Genomic DNA, 17,161 nt, shown 5'->3' with positions numbered 1-17,161 from the left:
CTCGTTTTATTTGATAACAATATTTTACCACAATCATCTATAAACAAACCAATAAAAAGCGAACAAACATTCCCTTTTTTAACTTTAATAATATCATTTATGCCCATCCTGCAAAAAAATAAAAGAGTCTTCCTCAATAATATGGAAGACTCAGTCTGTTGTTTATGCACTTTTAGGTGTTCTTTTGATCATGCGCTGAGAATACCAATACCCGGCCGTTAATGAAAATGCGTCAATTATAATCAGAGGCCAGGATGATGTATAGCCTTTATACGCTGATGCGGCGATTAGGGCAACCGTTAAACACAAACCGACTATGCAGCTATATGTCACTCTTGAAAAGAGCACAACTAATAAACCTGGAGCTAAAAGAGCTATTAAAATCTTCATCTGAGGTCTCACCTGCTTCCTCTGGAATCACGCAGCTATTTTCCAGCAATTCTATTCAGCTACAAATATATTACATTTCATGTGATTAATCCAGCAGGATACTAAGTTAATCGCTGACTGGCCCTCCATTTGGCACCCTCTGACTTCAAATGTGTCCATAGGCCTTTAGGATCATGTATGAAATTTTATCCAAAATTAGGTTTCGTTAACCAAATCTAAAGGAATTTATAAAGAAGCAAGTATTCATTAATATAGGAGGGAAAATATGAAACTTAAAAAATGGTTATCCATCTCTTCTGCTGCTTTCTTAGGGATTGCCTTAACAGCATGTTCGGATACCGAAGAAACCTCTACCGATGAGAACGATTCAAAAACAGTCGAAATTACATATGCCAGAGGAGTCGATACGACAGGCAGTACAGAAAAACTGATAGAGGCATTCGAGAAAGAACATCCCAATATTAAAGTAAACTATCAGGAAATGCCGAATAGTTCTACTCAACAGCACGATCAATATGTAACCGCATTCAGTAGTAAAAGCGCTGAAATCGACGTATTTGATGCAGATGTTGTTTGGCCGGCAGAGTTCGCCCAGGCTAACTACGCGATGGAATTAGACCGCTTCATTGATCAGGATAAAATAAATCTTGAGGACTACTTCCCCGGTCCAGTTGAAGCCGGGAAATTTGAAGGCAAGCAATGGGCTCTGCCAAAATACTCAGATGCCGGTATTCTTTATTATCGAACAGATTTGGTTAGCGAACCCCCAAAAACATGGGATGAGTTAATAGAAATGGCTAAAGAAGGAAACGGGAAAGAAGGCACAAGCTCAGGCTTTGTCTTCCAAGCAAAGCAATATGAAGGTATTGTTGTGAACGCCATGGAATTCATTGCCTCCTACGGCGGCAAAATCATCGATGAAAACAATGAAGTCGTCATTAACAGTCCAGAAGCCAAAAAAGGACTTAGTAAAATGGTTGAAATTGCAAACGCAGATTTCATGCCAAATAACATTTTAACTTTTACTGAAACGGAAACTGAATCTGCCTTTAAAGAAGGCCAAACTGTATTCGCACGCAATTGGCCCTATATGGAAAAAACAGCTGCTGATAAAAGTACCTCAAAGGTAGCTGGCAACTTTGCCTTTACCTCCTTGCCTGCTGGTGATTCAGGCTCAGCTTCGACACTCGGAGGCTATATGGCCATGATTAACCGCTATACTGATCATCCAAAAGAATCATGGGAATTTGTGAAATTCATGACTGGGGAAGAAGGACAAAAAATCTCTGCGACCGAAGGCGGACGTGCTCCAACCATAAAAGCTTTATATGAGGATAAGGAAGTACAGGATGCGGCTCCTGTTTTCAAAGAAAAGTCTTTTGTTGAAACACTAGAAAACGCTGTACCTAGGCCGGTTACTCCAAATTACCAGGAAATATCGGATATTTTGCAAATCGAAATTTCTAAAGCATTAACAAAGGATATTACAGTTGATGAAGCCATTGAAAATATGGAATCAAAAATGAAGGCTGCATTGAAGGAATAGATAACTTAGCCTAATAGGAACGGCAATGGGAGGGAGATGGGCACAAAAGCTTGTCTCCTATTTTTTAGCTTTTGAAGTCCATCCTGAAAGGAGTAATGATATGAAAAAGAAATTTTCGCTATCCGAACGACAATTAGGATATGCCATGATTATCCCTTCTCTTATACTAATTGGAATTGTTGTTCTCTATCCAATTGCCATGTCTTTTTGGAACAGTATGTTTGATTATCGATTGAATACTCCAGAGAAATCCGTACGAATGCTATCTTCTCAAGTTGACCTTGAACGGTATGCCACTGATTATTATTATCTACAAAAAAATCTAGAAGAATTGAATAGCGATAAATCCAGCCAATGGGCAGAACTCATTGAAAAAAATCATCAAAAACTTTTAAATGAATCCGATATCGAAAAGCAATATGAATATGTAGAGAAAAAGGTTGCCAACTTTGAACCTATTAAGGAGAAAGATGAAAAATATGCCTCCATTAATGAGGATACAGCAGAAGCCTATAAAGCTGATTTAAAATCCATCAGTGGTGAATTGAAAGCGATCGAGGGAGAGCAGTCAGAACTTGCAAAGGATACAGCTGCTTTATCTGCTTCTGTCTCTGATTCTATTTTGAAGGAAAACTTTGTTGGGTTAGATAACTACAGTAAATACCTATCTGATGCACGCATGTGGAAATCGTTATCCAATACGATGATTTTCACAGTTATTACAGTCTTTTTTGAATTGGTGATTGGATTAGCCATTGCCTTATTAATTAATCGAGCGTTCTTTGGCAGAGGTGCGGTCAGAGCAGTTGTATTAATTCCCTGGGCGATCCCTACCGCTGTATCAGCGATGATGTGGATGTTCCTCTATGATGGGCAATCAGGCATTATCGCCCACTTGTTCGAAGAGCTTCATATTATTTCAAACGCCGGGGATTTATTAAGCACAGGTGTCGGAGCGATGGCGTCTGTTATTCTAACGGATATATGGAAAACAACACCCTATATGGCTTTGTTATTGTTAGCGGGCTTGCAGACCATCCCCAAGGATGTTTATGAAGCTGCTTCAGTCGATGGAGCAAGCAAGTGGTACCAATTCCGCAGAATAACACTACCTTTATTAAAATCCAGCATTCTTGTTGCCCTGCTCTTCCGTACACTTGATGCGTTCAGAGTATTTGACCTCATTTTCGTCTTAACAGGCGGCGGACCTGCAAATTCAACAGAAGTGATTACCATATATGCATATAAAACCTTATTCGCTCAACAAAATTTCGGCGAAGGCTCCGTCCTCTCGATGATTGTGTTTGTTTCAGTGGCGATTATCAGCCTGATTTACATTAAATTCATAGGTTCTGACCTATTTGGAGACCGCATAAACGGAAAGGGGGAAAATTAAATGAAGAAGCCTGTAAAAACCATACTTTTCTATGTGTCGATTGCTCTTTTTATCTTTGTTATCATGTTCCCATTTCTCTGGGTCTTTCTTACATCCTTAAAAGAACCGGGTGAAATTTTTGCCTCGTATAAATGGTGGTCCAAGAATCCATCTCTAGATTCATATAAATCTGCTTTAACTTCAAGGCCCCTGCTCAGTTACATGAAAAATAGTTTAATCGTTTCTACCGTTACGACCGTAATCGCCATAACGTTTGCATCATTTGCAGCTTATGCGTTAACACGTTTACCGATTAAAGGAAAGGGTATTATATTTGCTGTAATACTCGCATCATCTATGTTTCCGCATATCGCTATTATTTCACCAATCTATAACTTTGTAACCGACTTCAATTTACGTAATACGTATACAGGGTTGGTGATTCCCTATATTACATTCAGCTTACCTTTGGCTATTTGGCTATTATCCACGTTCTTTCAGAAAATACCAAAGGATCTTGAGGAATCAGCGAAGATGGATGGTGCTACACCATTTCAAACCTTTAGAAGAATCATTTTCCCATTGGCTGCACCCGGCGTATTTACGACAGCCATCCTTGTATTTATCGCAGCTTGGAATGAATATTTATTTGCTTTAACTATTAATTCAAAAGAAGCAGCACGAACTGTACCAGTAGGTATATCCCTTTACCAAAGTGATTACACCATTCCTTGGGGTGATATAACGGCAGCAACTGTCATCGTCACCATTCCAATTGTTATATTGGTGTTGATTTTCCAAAGAAAAATAGTATCCGGTTTGACATCAGGATCAGTGAAGGGATAAAACGAATGTACTGTTTCAACGTTGAGGGGGATTTTGTTGGAAAAAAAACCGTATATTACAGAAGCAATCATTGGTAATTCAAGCATGCTGGTATCTTTAACAAAAGATGGGCAGGCGCAAAGGATCACATGGCCAAATATCGATTTTCCCCAGCATCTAAATCTATTTTATACAGGTATTCGCGGCATTGAAGGCTCGGTAAAGACCTTCTTCCTTCATGAGAATGTTTGGAATCATAAACAAGCATATATGAACCGCACGAACATTTTAGAAACCATATCCACACTCGGCGGTTCTGGCTTGTCTATCAGACAGCTCGATTTTGTGTTACCCAAAAAAGATGTCTATGTTCGGCACTTTACCTTTAAAAATCTATCAGATCGTCCACAAAATATAAGCTTCGTAGTTTACAGCGATTTTATGATTGATGAAAAAAGACGCTATCAAACTGTTATGTTCGAGGAAGATACAGATAGCTTTACCCATTACCACAGAGAATATGGATTTGCAGTTGGCTCCACTCATAACGTTAAGAAATTTCAATGTGGAGCTACATTTAAGGAGCTAAATGACGGTATTCTTAGGGGTAAAAGAATTGCCAATAAATCATCATGTGGAATTGAATATGATCCGCTTTCTCTCGATCCCAACGAGGAAAAATCCATTACGCTTTATATTGCAGCAGGCAACGGCTCTCAAGGAGCGATTGACATCTTAAAGGATGTAAAAGAGATTCCCTTTGACGAACATTTCAAGGAGACCTTGCACTATTGGTATGAATATTTGGATCAAGCGAAGCCAGTTGAAATTAAAGATGAACGAACAAAGAAAATTTATGAGCGTTCTTTACTTATGTTTCATTTAATGAATAATAAAAATGGCGGTTTCATTGCTGCCCCTGAGGTAGATGAGGAATATGCCTTTTCAGGTGGATATTCCTATTGCTGGGGTCGTGATGCAGCCTACACCGCCACTGCATATGCTCGTGCAGGCTATCACAGACAGGTTAAAGAGTTTTACCGATTTGCCAGAACTCTTCAGGATGAGGAAGGAAAATGGGATCAGCGCCACTATTTAGACGGACATTTAGCTCCTGCCTGGGGCTTGCAAATTGATGAAACAGGCTCCATTCTGTGGGGACTCCATCAATTTTATGAAATTACCGGTGATGAGGACTTTGTAGTTGAAATGTGGCCAGTCATGGAAAAAGGGGCGGACTTCCTTACTAAGTTTATCGATCCCATCACCCATCTTCCTCTTCCTAGTATGGATATATGGGAAAAAAGAGAAGCTGAACACTTTTATTCAGCCGCCGCAGTATATGGAGGGCTGTTAGGATCTTCTGAATGGGCCGAGAAATTAGGTCATCCCGAAAAAGCTATTCTTTATAGGAATACTGCAGCAGCTATTAAAAAGACTATCATGCAGATTGGCTACAATGAGACGAATGAAGCGTTTTTCCGAGCTTTTCATTTAAGACTCGATGAACCGGCCTACTTAAATAAGAAAGCTCAGGGCAAGGATGTCTCAAAGGAATATGATGCAAAGGGATATCCAATCTATCGTCAGGTCAGGGATGATGTCATCGATATCTGTTTACTTGGCCTTCAGGTACCCTTCAATATGATTGATGCCAATGATCCAAAAATGAAACAAACAGCTGCCACCATTGACCGACTGTGCCGCTCCAAGATTATTGGCGGTATCGAACGCTTCCCGGGGGATATCTATATTAGTGGTGACCCTTGGATCATATCGACGCTCTGGCTCGCGATTTATTATATTCGCATTAATAAACAGCTTGAAGCAAAGAAATTATTTAAATGGGTCGTCGATCATGCCACTGATTTGGATCTTTTAGCAGAGCAAATTGACAAAATTACAGGCAGACCTGCCTGGGTATTACCGCTTACTTGGTCACACGCTATGTTCATTTTGACTGTTTTAGAAATGAAAGAGAATGGAATAGAACTTTAACCGCCTGTGGATAAGCCAAGTTGTCCACACACTTATACACGGTAATCACAGTTTATTCATAACATTTAATAAGCAAAGTAAATTTCCCCCTGTGGATAAACTATGCAAAAAGGATCTTCAGGTCTATATTGGCCAGAAGATCCTTTCATTTTATATGGATATACTTTCTGATCTTCTGAAACAACTTAAGCCATCATCTCTGACTGGATGGATATACTATAGACAAGCAACCTTTTCAGCAATACCCTGAGTATCATCACTTAATCTATGGTTATTCTCGATATTTGTTTGAGTTAATATATATCTGATTATTGATTTCTTAATACTGTCAATTACACGTTCCGGCTATTTCAGAGGCAGCTTCCGAACTTTTCAGAACACATATGAAAAGAACTATAATCAACTGCATACCTTCCGAAACATTCATAACCCCTTTATTCATTTGGATGATTATAGATTCCCGGGATTAGCTGAGACCCCTCTAAATCTGCATCAAGGAAAAAAAACTAATGAACAAAGCAATCATTATAATTTATACTTAGGTAGTATTATAAAATAACAATATTTAAATAATTTCGTTCGTCTAAAAAATACTTCAAATAAACCGAAAATAAAATTGAACCATTTGCTGAAACTAAATCAGGTATTTATTTCATGATAGATATTCAATAAAGAGGGGGCATAACATATATAATACGATTAAATAGTCAACAGAACACAGGCTTATAAACATACCTATAAATCCTGAGATTGGAGGAGTTTACAATGAGTGAGCATCATCACCATGGTCATCATCATAGTCACGAAAGCGGAGGCCATCATCATCATAATGCAAATAAAAAAGCCCTTGCGATTAGCTTTAGTTTAATATTTGCCTTCATGATTATAGAAGTGATTGGCGGGATTTGGACCAACAGTCTTGCTCTTCTTTCCGATGCTGGCCATATGCTTAGTGACGCAGCTGCTTTGGGATTAGGCTTATTTGCCTTTAAATTTTCAGAAAAGGCTGCTGATTACTCCAAAACCTATGGCTATAAGCGCTTCGAAATATTAGCTGCATTTATAAACGGCATGACTTTAATCATTATTTCCTTCTTTATCTATTGGGAGGCAATTGAACGTTTTAGAGTGCCGCCAGAGGTTAGCTCCAATATGCTTTGGATTGCTCTAATTGGATTGATTGTCAATTTAGCGGTTGCCTGGATCTTGATGAGAGGTGATACAGAGGAAAATCTGAATATGCGAGGAGCCTTCCTTCATGTATTAGGGGATTTACTTGGATCAGTCGGCGCAATTATTGCCGGAATCTTAATCATTCTGTTCGGCTGGAACTTGGCAGATCCGATTGCCAGCATGATTGTAGCAACTCTTGTCTTAGTTAGCGGATGGCGTGTATTAAAGGACTCTTATCATATTTTAATGGAGGGTACTCCTACAGGAATCCAAATCGAGCAGGTAAGAAAAAGTCTAATGAGTATAGAGGGTGTTCTGGATGTGCATGATTTACATATCTGGACGATCACATCCGGTTTCCCAGCACTTAGCTGCCATGTTGTCGTTGAGAAAAAAGTGGACCGTGATGAAATTCTTATTCAATTACAGAATTGGTTAAAGAACAATCATCAGATTGAACATTGTACATTTCAAATCGAAGGATACACTATAGCAGAGAGCAGTCAACATGAACCATGTAACTAATACTGAATGGCCATTAACCTATTAAGATTACAATTTCGCTACGTTTTCAAGTCAAATTCTAAAAGCAATTGAATGTGAAGGTTCTAACTATTATAATAATTTTATCAGCTAAGGTAATGTTTACATAATTTGTAATCTATTATCTAGAAAGGGAATCAAATATGATCGGTGATCGTGTTAAAAGAATTAGAAAAGAGAAAAAGATGTCTATGACGGAGCTAGCGGAGAAGGCAGGAGTAGCAAAGTCCTATTTAAGTTCACTCGAAAGAAATATACAGGTGAATCCCTCCGTTCAATTTCTTGAAAAGATAGCAGCTGTACTAAATATCCCACTTGATGCTCTCTTAAACGATGAACCAGACATGACCAATCTTGATGAGGACTGGGCAGAGTTAATAAAAGAAGCAATGAATTCGGGAGTATCCAAAGATCAGTTCAGAGAGTTTATTGAATTTAATAAATGGCGTATTAAGAAAGATTGAATAGAAAGGCCTTAAAATAAATACTAGAATTCCCAAAACACTTATATAGCTGTAAGTGTTTTTTCTTGTTTAAGAAAACAAAATAAATACCCCGAACTTCAACTGAAACCGAGGCATTTCATATATTCACCCTCATTCCTGTGCGTTTTCTTCTCTCTCTATAAAGCCCCTAATCTCTTCTTTAGTAAATCCTATTTGTCGGGCGATCAATATAAGATTTACCCACTCTTGATCCAATTCAGCTTTAACGGTACACATCTACTATATCTCCCCCCTAAAATACTTTCCTCTATTTCAGGCAGTCCAGCCATCATAGTAATTAAACCTTAGACCTGTGACTTTGCGTCCTTATTTTTCAATAAGTTTGCCCTTTACTGTCAGTCTTCATTAGTATAATTGCTTACTCACTATTTTATTGCCACTGTTTGTAGTTTTCAAACCTTTTTTGGGTATATTTTCCTTCATTTTTCTACAAATATAGGTAAAAAGGATGATATATGCCGTTTCTAAACTAGACTTATGTCGAAAACAAATGAAATTTGTCCTTTTCCATCTGATATTTTTCATAATAAATTTGTTTATTTTGCGAATACTCTAAGGCTCTTAACACCTGTTGTTTGGTTAAATCATTCCCACAGGAAGGACATAGCCATTCACCAATTTCACAGCTGCTATAAGAAGCTCGATGGCAGATATAACAATTTTTACGATACATAATATCCTCCTTAAATGTTCTTTTTAAAGAACAATAACGTCAAAAAAATAGCATATAATGATGGTGATTAAGTCCTGAATACGGACTAATGGTCTAAATCCATATTAAATATAGAAACGTTCTTTTTTAAGAACATTTTACTATCTATTTATTTAACAGTCAAATAATTCCAGAAAGAACTTATACTATTTATTCCTATAAATGAATCCCTTTTGTATCAATCTATATGGCGCATCCAGATATCTGATTACAAAAAAATCCTCTCACAATAGAGAGGATTGACAATTATTATTTAGAAAACATATAGGTCTTAGTCTTTGTAGATATATTTAACACAATACTTAAAGCGAGAAGAGTTCCCAATACTGAGCTCCCTCCATAGCTCAGCAATGGTAAAGGGATGCCAGTAATCGGAACAAGTCCCATGACCATTCCTATATTCTCAAAGATATGGAAGGAGAGCATGGAAACGATACCTATGCAGATATACCGTTCATACTGTCCCTTATTTAATGTGGCAATTGCAATTATTTTATAAATCATAATGAAGTAAAGGGCAATGACCATACTGGCAACGATAAAGCCTCCCTCCTCTCCAATCACGGTAAAAATAAAATCAGAGTGAGCTTCCGGAACATACATAACACCATTGTTAAAGCCTCTGCCCGAATCCATTCCTGATCCAATGGCAAGTATGGAATTTTTCAGCTGATAGCCTTCACTAAAATTAAATGGATCAACCCAGGCGTGTATCCGATTTATTTGATATTCTCCTAAAAAGCTTAGTAATAGTTTTGTATGATAAAGATAGATGTAAGCTAGCGTAACCACGGCAGAAATCCCTGTTAAAATCAAGGTGAAAATGATTCTCCAATTCACTCCGGACACAAAAATCATGCCTATTAAAATAGCTGCGATTACCATAGCCGTACCTGCATCGGGCTGCAAGAGAATCAATCCAAGGGGCGGAATTGCAGCCAATCCTAATTTCAGCAATAAGATGAAATCAGATTTAAGAGATTTATTTCTCATAAATTTATCATTATGGGAGACTATGATTTTTGCCAAAAAAAGAATGAGAAATACCTTCATAAACTCTGAAGGCTGCACAGAAAAACCAGGTAGTTGAAACCAGGATTTTGCCCCCTTCGTTTCCTCCGCAATACTTTCAGGAGCGACTAGAAGGAAAGCTAATACACCGATTCCGAAAAGATATAGATAGATAGACATTCTCTTAATCTGGCTCAAATCAAAATAATAAACAACCGATGTCAGGATTAGTCCTATACAAAAATAAATGGCCTGCTTTATTGCAAATGGATTTCCATAAGGTAAATACTTCTGTGCACTATAAATATAGAAACAGCTGATGCCCATAAAAACAAAGATAATCAACAATAAGTCCAGATCAAAATAACTCTTACGAACCTTGTTTAAATTCATTAAATGACCCCTACTGTTTTTCCATATTATAACATTCACTAAATATGTATTACAAATATTACAAAAACCAATACTACTATTACAAAAAGAATTTAGATTACATAAATGAAATTATGGCTGAAAACTGATCAGATTCCTTTTGAAATCATTAATGAGAAGATTATAATGAAGCATGGGAAGAGACAATTATTACAATAGCAAGAGGATTGATTGGTAAAAATAGAATAGTTAAGAGGGCTAAAATGAATATTTATCAAACCATACTTTATAAAGTAGAAGATATGCTTATTAAATTGTTTACAAAAAAAGGGAAATATGCCGAGGTTCAAGCTGAGGTTGAACAAAAGAGAGCTGAAAAGAAACATGCTCGCCTTCAAAGGCAACAGGAAAAAGAGAGGCTGAAACGGGAACGAGAAGAACAGGAAAGAATAGAAACTGAAGCTATCATCTCTGATTTATTGGAAAATAACAACCAAAAATGTTCCCCTTATGAATATAACGAAATTAAAAGGAATAAAGTATTCTTTAGATCCCTTATTCAACGTGTTTTTGAACCTAATGAGAAGGCTTTGGCCTTCATTTACTGTGAATATGATAAAAGCAGTAAGAAGGAAATTTTCGGATACTTAATTCCTACCAATAAAAGGATAATTTTTGTTAATAAGAGGTTCAGTGTAATACAAAGATTCAGGTATCAGACCGTTAGAAACGTCAACTGGTTCAAGGATGGACTATTAGAAAGAGGATTAAAAATCCAATATGGTAAGCGTAGATTGGAATTTGATGAAATATTTGATCAGGACCAGTTGATTAGAGTAGGGAATATTATTTTGAATAAGTCCAGGAATATTTGAATAGTATGATCCGAAAACTAAATAAAACAGTGATCACAGATATAAGCCTGTGACCACTGTTTTATTTCATTCATACTATTACTAAAGCTTCTACCTCTTCAGTTCACTATCAACTGTCAAAATACCTAATTCGTGATGGTCTCCCTCATATAAGGCATTTTGGACAAGCCTGATTTGCTCATTCGTATCATAGACTTCTAGCTTACAATGAGCACGATTGATTTGTAAGGCTTCATAAAGTTGCTCAGAGTTGTAAACCTGTTGTCCATTCACACGGGTCAAACGCTCCCCTGCTTTTAATCCCATTCGCTCTGCCGGCGATTCCGGAAGTACACCTAGGATCATCAAGCCTTTTTTTCCTGAAGTGAAGAAAGCATTCGATTGATTTTCATTATTTTTATACACAAACTGTATGACTTCCCTGCCAAGGATTGCAACAATGGCAGCTGCTAAACTGGCAATCGGATACCACTTTCCAGCTACAGCCAGAGCTAATACAATGATGCCTAGGATAGCTACATGGTTTCCAAGCCTTCCAGCCACATTGCCCATCAAATTACTTTTCACTTTAAGGGAGAACCCAATAAAAAATGGCACCAGAATAGGACTCCAATCCGTTCCTCCAAATGAAAAGACAGGCCAAAAATCTCCGCTAACATTCAACATTCCATTAGGAATAAATAATAAGACCGGCACCAGCCAAACTCTTTTTGTTGTTTGCGTTCCAATATAGAGACCGCGCTTTCCTTTTTCAACTGAAGGAGAAACTTGAATAGCTCCTCTTTTCCGAATTAATACTCCCTCTGTAATAATCAATAAACCTATTAAAACAGCTATTGAAGGATAAATCGCCTGCTCAAATGCAAAAAAACTGTTATTTAGGATGCCCTCAAACCCTGTTACATATAAAATATAGATAACAAGAAAGGCCAATCCAACTGTATAAGCCGGGGAAAGAAATCTGATTTGCATGCTTACACTAATCAGTAACATGAAGATTCCTACGATTACAATGAAATCAAATGGTACAGCTAAGCCGAGTAGCCCAGTGATGACCGATACAATGAGTCCCCATACTAAACTAGGGACAATATATTCCTTCATTTCAATCATAGAATCCTCTACACGGACATGAAACAGTTTTCTTTCCTGTTTGACCCTCATGGAGCCAAGTATATATGTAAGTATAAATCCCACATAGAAAAGCGGGTGTAAAAACAATTCGCCTATTCCTTTTGCAATTTCAATTATCCACGTTTCCCACAAATTAATCACCAACCTCGCATACACTTACTTAATATTCTATCAAATCCCCCCCTCCTTTCCTATCAATTCTTTTCAGATAGTCACTATACTACAAAACTCACCAAGAACTTCTAAGATGTCTACCCTGCAGAAGAAACAAAGGATCGGTAACGAATTACAATGATAATGGATGAATCAGCCATACAAAAAAGTGAAGGCACATAACCTTCACTTTTTTGATATTCACCTTTTAAAGACCAAGGCACCTCATATTCACAGTGGTATCCATGGCACTCGAACGCTATTGCTGGGCCAACCAACTTAAACCTGTTTGCAGCTGACGGTCATTTTTTTCATCCTTAATCTTATCCATTACGGCCTGCTGGAGCTTAGCTGCGACATCCTGGTCAACACTCCCTGTAACCGGCAATTTATGCATCCGCTGAAAGGCTAGGACAGCCTTCTCTGTCTTACTGCTAAAATAACCATCTGTACGCCCTGGTGCATATCCCAATCCCTCTAACATCTGCTGCAGTGTCTTCACCTGTTTATTATTCATATCCTTCCGCAGGTCTTCCGTAACAACAAGGGGCTGTAAGGTATAGTAGCTATCCTGATGAACGGACATCGTCGGAGCAATACCCTTTTTATGAATCCACGTACCATTTGGTGTCAGCCATTTATAGAAGGTTAACTTAATAGTACTACCATCCCCCATTGAAACAGGCTGCTGAACAGTCCCTTTTCCAAATGTTTTCTCACCAATCAATGGATAACCTTCCGCTTCCTGCATGGCACCGGCAAATATTTCTGAAGCTGATGCGCTTCCCTTATTAATAAGCACAGCAATCGGGTACTCCTTCTCACTTTTTAAAGTAGAGAAAAATTTATTCTTTTTGCCATTTCGCTCTTGAATTTGAATATAAGGATGTTCATTCGTTACAAATACCTCCAGGATTTCCTGAACACTTGTTAACAGTCCTCCAGGATTTCCCCTTACATCAATCAAAAGTCCATCCACCTTATCCTCTTCCAGACCTTTTAGATCTTCCAGAAAATCCTCTGCAGTTTCTTCACTGAATGAGGTGATTTGGATATAACCAATTTTTTTATCCCTTACTTTCTTTATAGCCGTGTGGATTGTTTCAATCGGAATCTCATCACGCTCCACTAAAAACGTGATTGGCTGATCATTGCCGTTTCTTTTAATATCTATCGTCACTTTAGTTCCAATCTTCCCACGTATCAGGGAAACCACATCATATAGTTCCAATCCCTTAACATCCTTACTATCAATACGGATAATTTCATCACCAGGTTTTATACCGGATCGTTCGGCCGGGGAATTTTTAAATGGGGACACAATGATAAACTTCCCGTCCATAAAACTTATTTCAGCTCCAATTCCCTGGAACCTGGAATCCAATGTTTGTTGAAACTGCGACGAAGTCTCTTCATCCATATATACCGAATATGGATCTTTGAGCTCCCCAAGCATCCCTTTAATAGCTCCCTCAGTCAGCTGCGCTCCATCTATACGCTCTACGTAATTAGACGTAATAATATCATATGCCTGTCGTACTTTATCAAACTGGGGCCAGGAATCAGCCTGATTCTCTTTTTGATTCTTCGATTCAAGCGTATTCTCCAATGTCACATACTTCCACCACAAGCCAGCGATTGTAACAACTAATAGAAAGATGGCTACAGAAAATAACCAGTACCATTTATTTTTCATAGATCGCTCCTTTCATAGTTCTATCATTTAAAAAAGCACTGCACATATAAATGTGCAATGCTTAGTCCTACTATATACTGTATGAAAGGCTTGTACATAGTATGATTATTTATCTAATTTTTGACTGGCACCCGGAGCAATCGGTCCTGGATCTTTAGCAAATACTGCAGCACTTCCAAAAGCGCAAGTCAGTATGCATAACGTGATGACAAACCCAGCTATTCGCTTCATAAACCTATTCACCTCCCAATCTTGCTTTGTATCTATGTACATTCTCGGAGTTCAATAGTTGAAGATAAAAAAAGTTTGAGTTTGATGTAAAAACATCTCTGGCAACTTGCATTAATTTTTCATTATCAGTTGCGATGCTATAAAAAAACAGCTGATACGAAGTTAAATACCCATTCTCTTTTTTCAGATTATCTAATATATGCAAAGCCTCTTCTGTTCGTCCTGTTACAAGATAGCGATGGGCTTTTTCTGCTTCATCCTTTGGTATTGAGTCAGTATCGACTCCCCAAAAAGAGTTCAAAAACTCCATAGTATTTATTAAAAAACTCATCCTTTTGGATTGTATATCGGCTGGCAGGGAACTTAAAGTAGCCATTGATTTATTTAGCCAGTATTTTGCCACCTGATAATTTTCAAACATAAAGGATTGACCCAATGTGTGATAGAAAACGGAATAGATAACAGGAAAATATACTTCCAATTCGCGTCTTTCAATCACTTTCATGCATTTTTCTCTGCAGAGATCAATTTTATTCATATACAGGTAGGTGAGAACTTCCATCTCAGCCAAACGGATTGAATATGATTCACGCAGGAAATCATTATCCATTAATTCAACCATTGGTACGATAACACGCCTGACCTTATGAAAAGGTTCATATAGGCCTGTTTCGCTGATTCCATATAGATGAATAATTAATGAAAGAATAAGCGTTTCATTACTCGTATTCTTCACCTTAAAAATGGCATCAATTAAATCCGTACCAGTTAAAAGACCATCTCTTCGCTTACTTAGGATGGAATAGATTGAGAGCCATGTCCTCATCTCCGGACTGTCGAATTCTCTCTCAGTTTGAAGGAGGGATTCTACTTCTTTCGTATCCCCCTGCATCGTAAAGTATTCCATTAAAATGTGAGGTTTTATAGCATCTCTGCAATTGATATAATATTCCTTCAGAAAATATTTCTGTTTTTCATAGTTATTAGGAAATAAATCATTCAGCGAAAATATAATACTATGTAAATCGATTTGTGTAGGATCATAGAGTTCTTTTTGTTTACTGATAAAATCAGTAAACTGTTGATCGTCCTTGATCAGATAATCCTTCAAAATAACACCCTCCATGCCACACCTCACTATTTGTAAAATTCTATACCATAATACAAATTTTAGCAGGCGTTGTCTAAATAGTACACTTTATTTATCCACCAAAATAGTAGGTAAACCGACATATTTCGGGTTTCTTTGCTAGCATATTCACATTTACCCCATGAATAAAAAAACGCAGTTCAATATAGAACTGCGTTACGTGCATCTTTCAACTTACATACCACTTAAATATTTCAATGGATCTACAGCATTCTTTTTAGAAGCAGTCCATTCACCTACGTATAATTCAAAATGTAAATGCTGTCCAAATGAGCGACCCGTATTTCCCATGATTCCGATTTGTTGGCCCTTACTTACTGTTTGACCCTCAGAAACATTTCTTGATCTCAAATGGGCATAGACTGTTGTATAAACTTGTCCATCTATATAGTGCGACAGGTAGATAACATTCCCATAGGAACTTGAAAAATTTGACCTTGTTACGACACCGGCTGCCGAAGCTACGACTGGAACTGTACCTGACTTGGCAATATCAATCCCATTATGGTTTCTTCCCCATCTTCCGCCAAATCCTGAGGATACATATCCTGCTGCAGGGCGCATAAATTTACCGGACGTAATGGCCGGCGCAGATACTGTATTACCATTTCCCCCGCCTGTGCTTGCAGAAACCTTTTTAGCTTCTTCTGCCTGACGGTTCTTTTCTTGTTGAATGGCTTTTTTCACAGCTTCTGCTTGACTCGCCAATAATTGCTTTTCCTCCTCCAGGCTTAGTTTTTCTTCTTCAAGTTCAGCCTGTTCGGATTTTAGAATAGCCATTAATTTATTTTTTTCGACCTTCTGGCCATCAAGCTTTTCATTTATAGTTACCAGCTCTTGTTTCATTGCATTTAATTTATTGAGCTTATCTTCAACTTCTTCTTTTTTTGCAACCAAGTCAGCTTTATCATTTTCTTGTTCCGTTAAGATATCCTTATCCGCTTGCATAATAGTGGATACAGCACCTACACGTTCAACAAATTCACCAAAACTGCTGGCTCCAAAAACAACCTCTAAATAATTCACTCCTCCACCATTTTGCTGGTAGGAGCGAGCCCGTTCTTTTAAAATCTCATTGCGAGTTTCAATTCTGGCCTCAATTTCTTTAATGCTTTCTTTTAAACTTGTAACTTTCTCTTGTGTTGAAGTAATTTGGCTATTTTTCTCTTTAATTTTCTCTTGTGTTTCAGTTATTGATTTTTGTAATTTATTAAGTTCTGCTTTTACTTCAGCTTTTTGAGATTCAATCTGATTGATTTTACCGTTTGCTTCTGAGATATCTGTTTCAACAGCTGATTTCTTTTCTTGGATGTTATTCTTCTTTTGTTGTAAAGAATCAATGGATGCTGCTTGAACACTGCCTCCAAAGAGGCCAGCAAAACCCAGCACTAGCGCTGTGTTTAATGCAACAATGGTCTTCTTCACGTGACTTTCCCCTTTCATACTAGGTAACACAATCTGTCTATTCTAT

16 protein-coding genes and 1 riboswitch are annotated in these 17,161 nt (G+C 37.7%); of the genes, 7 read left to right on the top strand and 9 right to left on the bottom strand.

Annotated elements, in window-relative coordinates; all coding sequences use genetic code 11:
* Positions 1 to 162: 162 nt before the first annotated feature.
* Positions 163 to 390, bottom strand: a complete 228-nt coding sequence (locus AC4G3N_RS11205) for a CsbA family protein (protein ID WP_066106119.1) — start codon at positions 388 to 390, stop codon at positions 163 to 165.
* Between the two features lie 265 nt (positions 391 to 655).
* Between AC4G3N_RS11205 and AC4G3N_RS11200 the strand changes: the two genes are divergently transcribed.
* The 6 genes from AC4G3N_RS11200 to AC4G3N_RS11175 all read left to right on the top strand — a co-directional run bounded on the left by AC4G3N_RS11200 (position 656) and on the right by AC4G3N_RS11175 (position 8,314).
* Positions 656 to 1,936: an ABC transporter substrate-binding protein gene (locus AC4G3N_RS11200; RefSeq protein ID WP_066106116.1), complete on the top strand. Its 1,281-nt coding sequence runs from the start codon at positions 656 to 658 to the stop codon at positions 1,934 to 1,936.
* Between the two features lie 100 nt (positions 1,937 to 2,036).
* Positions 2,037 to 3,332: a carbohydrate ABC transporter permease gene (locus tag AC4G3N_RS11195; protein WP_066106864.1), complete on the top strand. Its 1,296-nt coding sequence runs from the start codon at positions 2,037 to 2,039 to the stop codon at positions 3,330 to 3,332.
* Complete coding sequence (locus AC4G3N_RS11190; RefSeq protein WP_066106115.1) at positions 3,333 to 4,157, top strand: carbohydrate ABC transporter permease; 825 nt, start codon at positions 3,333 to 3,335, stop codon at positions 4,155 to 4,157.
* 36 nt (positions 4,158 to 4,193) lie between these two features.
* Entirely contained in the window at positions 4,194 to 6,134 is a 1,941-nt protein-coding gene (locus AC4G3N_RS11185) for a glycoside hydrolase family 15 protein (RefSeq protein ID WP_139892194.1), read from the top strand.
* Between the two features lie 765 nt (positions 6,135 to 6,899).
* Positions 6,900 to 7,832 carry a cation diffusion facilitator family transporter gene (locus tag AC4G3N_RS11180; RefSeq protein ID WP_066106111.1) on the top strand — a complete coding sequence of 311 codons (933 nt, stop codon included), beginning with the start codon at positions 6,900 to 6,902 and terminating at the stop codon, positions 7,830 to 7,832.
* 161 nt (positions 7,833 to 7,993) lie between these two features.
* Positions 7,994 to 8,314 (top strand): helix-turn-helix domain-containing protein, encoded by a 321-nt coding sequence (locus AC4G3N_RS11175; protein WP_066106107.1) that lies wholly within the window; start codon positions 7,994 to 7,996, stop codon positions 8,312 to 8,314.
* Positions 8,315 to 8,446: 132 nt separating this feature from the next.
* Here the strand turns inward: AC4G3N_RS11175 and AC4G3N_RS11170 are convergent, their stop codons facing one another.
* The 3 genes from AC4G3N_RS11170 to AC4G3N_RS11160 all read right to left on the bottom strand — a co-directional run bounded on the left by AC4G3N_RS11170 (position 8,447) and on the right by AC4G3N_RS11160 (position 10,472).
* On the bottom strand, positions 8,447 to 8,572 hold the full coding sequence (locus AC4G3N_RS11170; RefSeq protein WP_077248107.1) for an anti-repressor SinI family protein: 126 nt from the start codon (positions 8,570 to 8,572) through the stop codon (positions 8,447 to 8,449).
* 36 nt (positions 8,573 to 8,608) lie between these two features.
* Positions 8,609 to 8,693, bottom strand: a riboswitch (cyclic di-GMP riboswitch).
* 138 nt (positions 8,694 to 8,831) lie between these two features.
* On the bottom strand, positions 8,832 to 9,029 hold the full coding sequence (locus tag AC4G3N_RS11165) for a hypothetical protein (RefSeq protein WP_066106104.1): 198 nt from the start codon (positions 9,027 to 9,029) through the stop codon (positions 8,832 to 8,834).
* 288 nt (positions 9,030 to 9,317) lie between these two features.
* Entirely contained in the window at positions 9,318 to 10,472 is a 1,155-nt protein-coding gene (locus tag AC4G3N_RS11160; RefSeq protein WP_491090229.1) for an FtsW/RodA/SpoVE family cell cycle protein, read from the bottom strand.
* A gap of 242 nt (positions 10,473 to 10,714) precedes the next feature.
* Between AC4G3N_RS11160 and AC4G3N_RS11155 the strand changes: the two genes are divergently transcribed.
* Entirely contained in the window at positions 10,715 to 11,326 is a 612-nt protein-coding gene (locus tag AC4G3N_RS11155) for a PH domain-containing protein (protein WP_491090228.1), read from the top strand.
* A gap of 90 nt (positions 11,327 to 11,416) precedes the next feature.
* Here AC4G3N_RS11155 and AC4G3N_RS11150 read toward each other — a convergent pair whose 3' ends face one another.
* The 5 genes from AC4G3N_RS11150 to AC4G3N_RS11130 form a co-directional block, all read right to left on the bottom strand.
* Entirely contained in the window at positions 11,417 to 12,592 is a 1,176-nt protein-coding gene (locus AC4G3N_RS11150) for a PDZ domain-containing protein (RefSeq protein WP_491090227.1), read from the bottom strand.
* Positions 12,593 to 12,872: 280 nt separating this feature from the next.
* A complete protein-coding gene (locus AC4G3N_RS11145; RefSeq protein ID WP_491090226.1) occupies positions 12,873 to 14,309 on the bottom strand; it encodes a S41 family peptidase in 1,437 nt (478 codons plus the stop codon).
* A 105-nt stretch (positions 14,310 to 14,414) separates the two neighbouring features.
* Complete coding sequence (locus tag AC4G3N_RS11140; protein WP_257469103.1) at positions 14,415 to 14,540, bottom strand: hypothetical protein; 126 nt, start codon at positions 14,538 to 14,540, stop codon at positions 14,415 to 14,417.
* Positions 14,541 to 14,544: 4 nt separating this feature from the next.
* The gene (locus AC4G3N_RS11135) at positions 14,545 to 15,651 is read right to left on the bottom strand and encodes an AimR family lysis-lysogeny pheromone receptor (protein ID WP_139892188.1); all 1,107 of its coding nucleotides are present in this window, start codon (positions 15,649 to 15,651) and stop codon (positions 14,545 to 14,547) included.
* Between the two features lie 213 nt (positions 15,652 to 15,864).
* On the bottom strand, positions 15,865 to 17,115 hold the full coding sequence (locus tag AC4G3N_RS11130) for a murein hydrolase activator EnvC family protein (RefSeq protein WP_490558617.1): 1,251 nt from the start codon (positions 17,113 to 17,115) through the stop codon (positions 15,865 to 15,867).
* Between the last annotated feature and the right edge of the window lie 46 nt (positions 17,116 to 17,161).

The sequence above is a fragment of the Bacillus sp. z50 genome (assembly GCF_058313585.1).
Note: the sequence above shows the minus strand (reverse complement) of the source record. Positions and strands in the feature narration are given on the sequence as shown.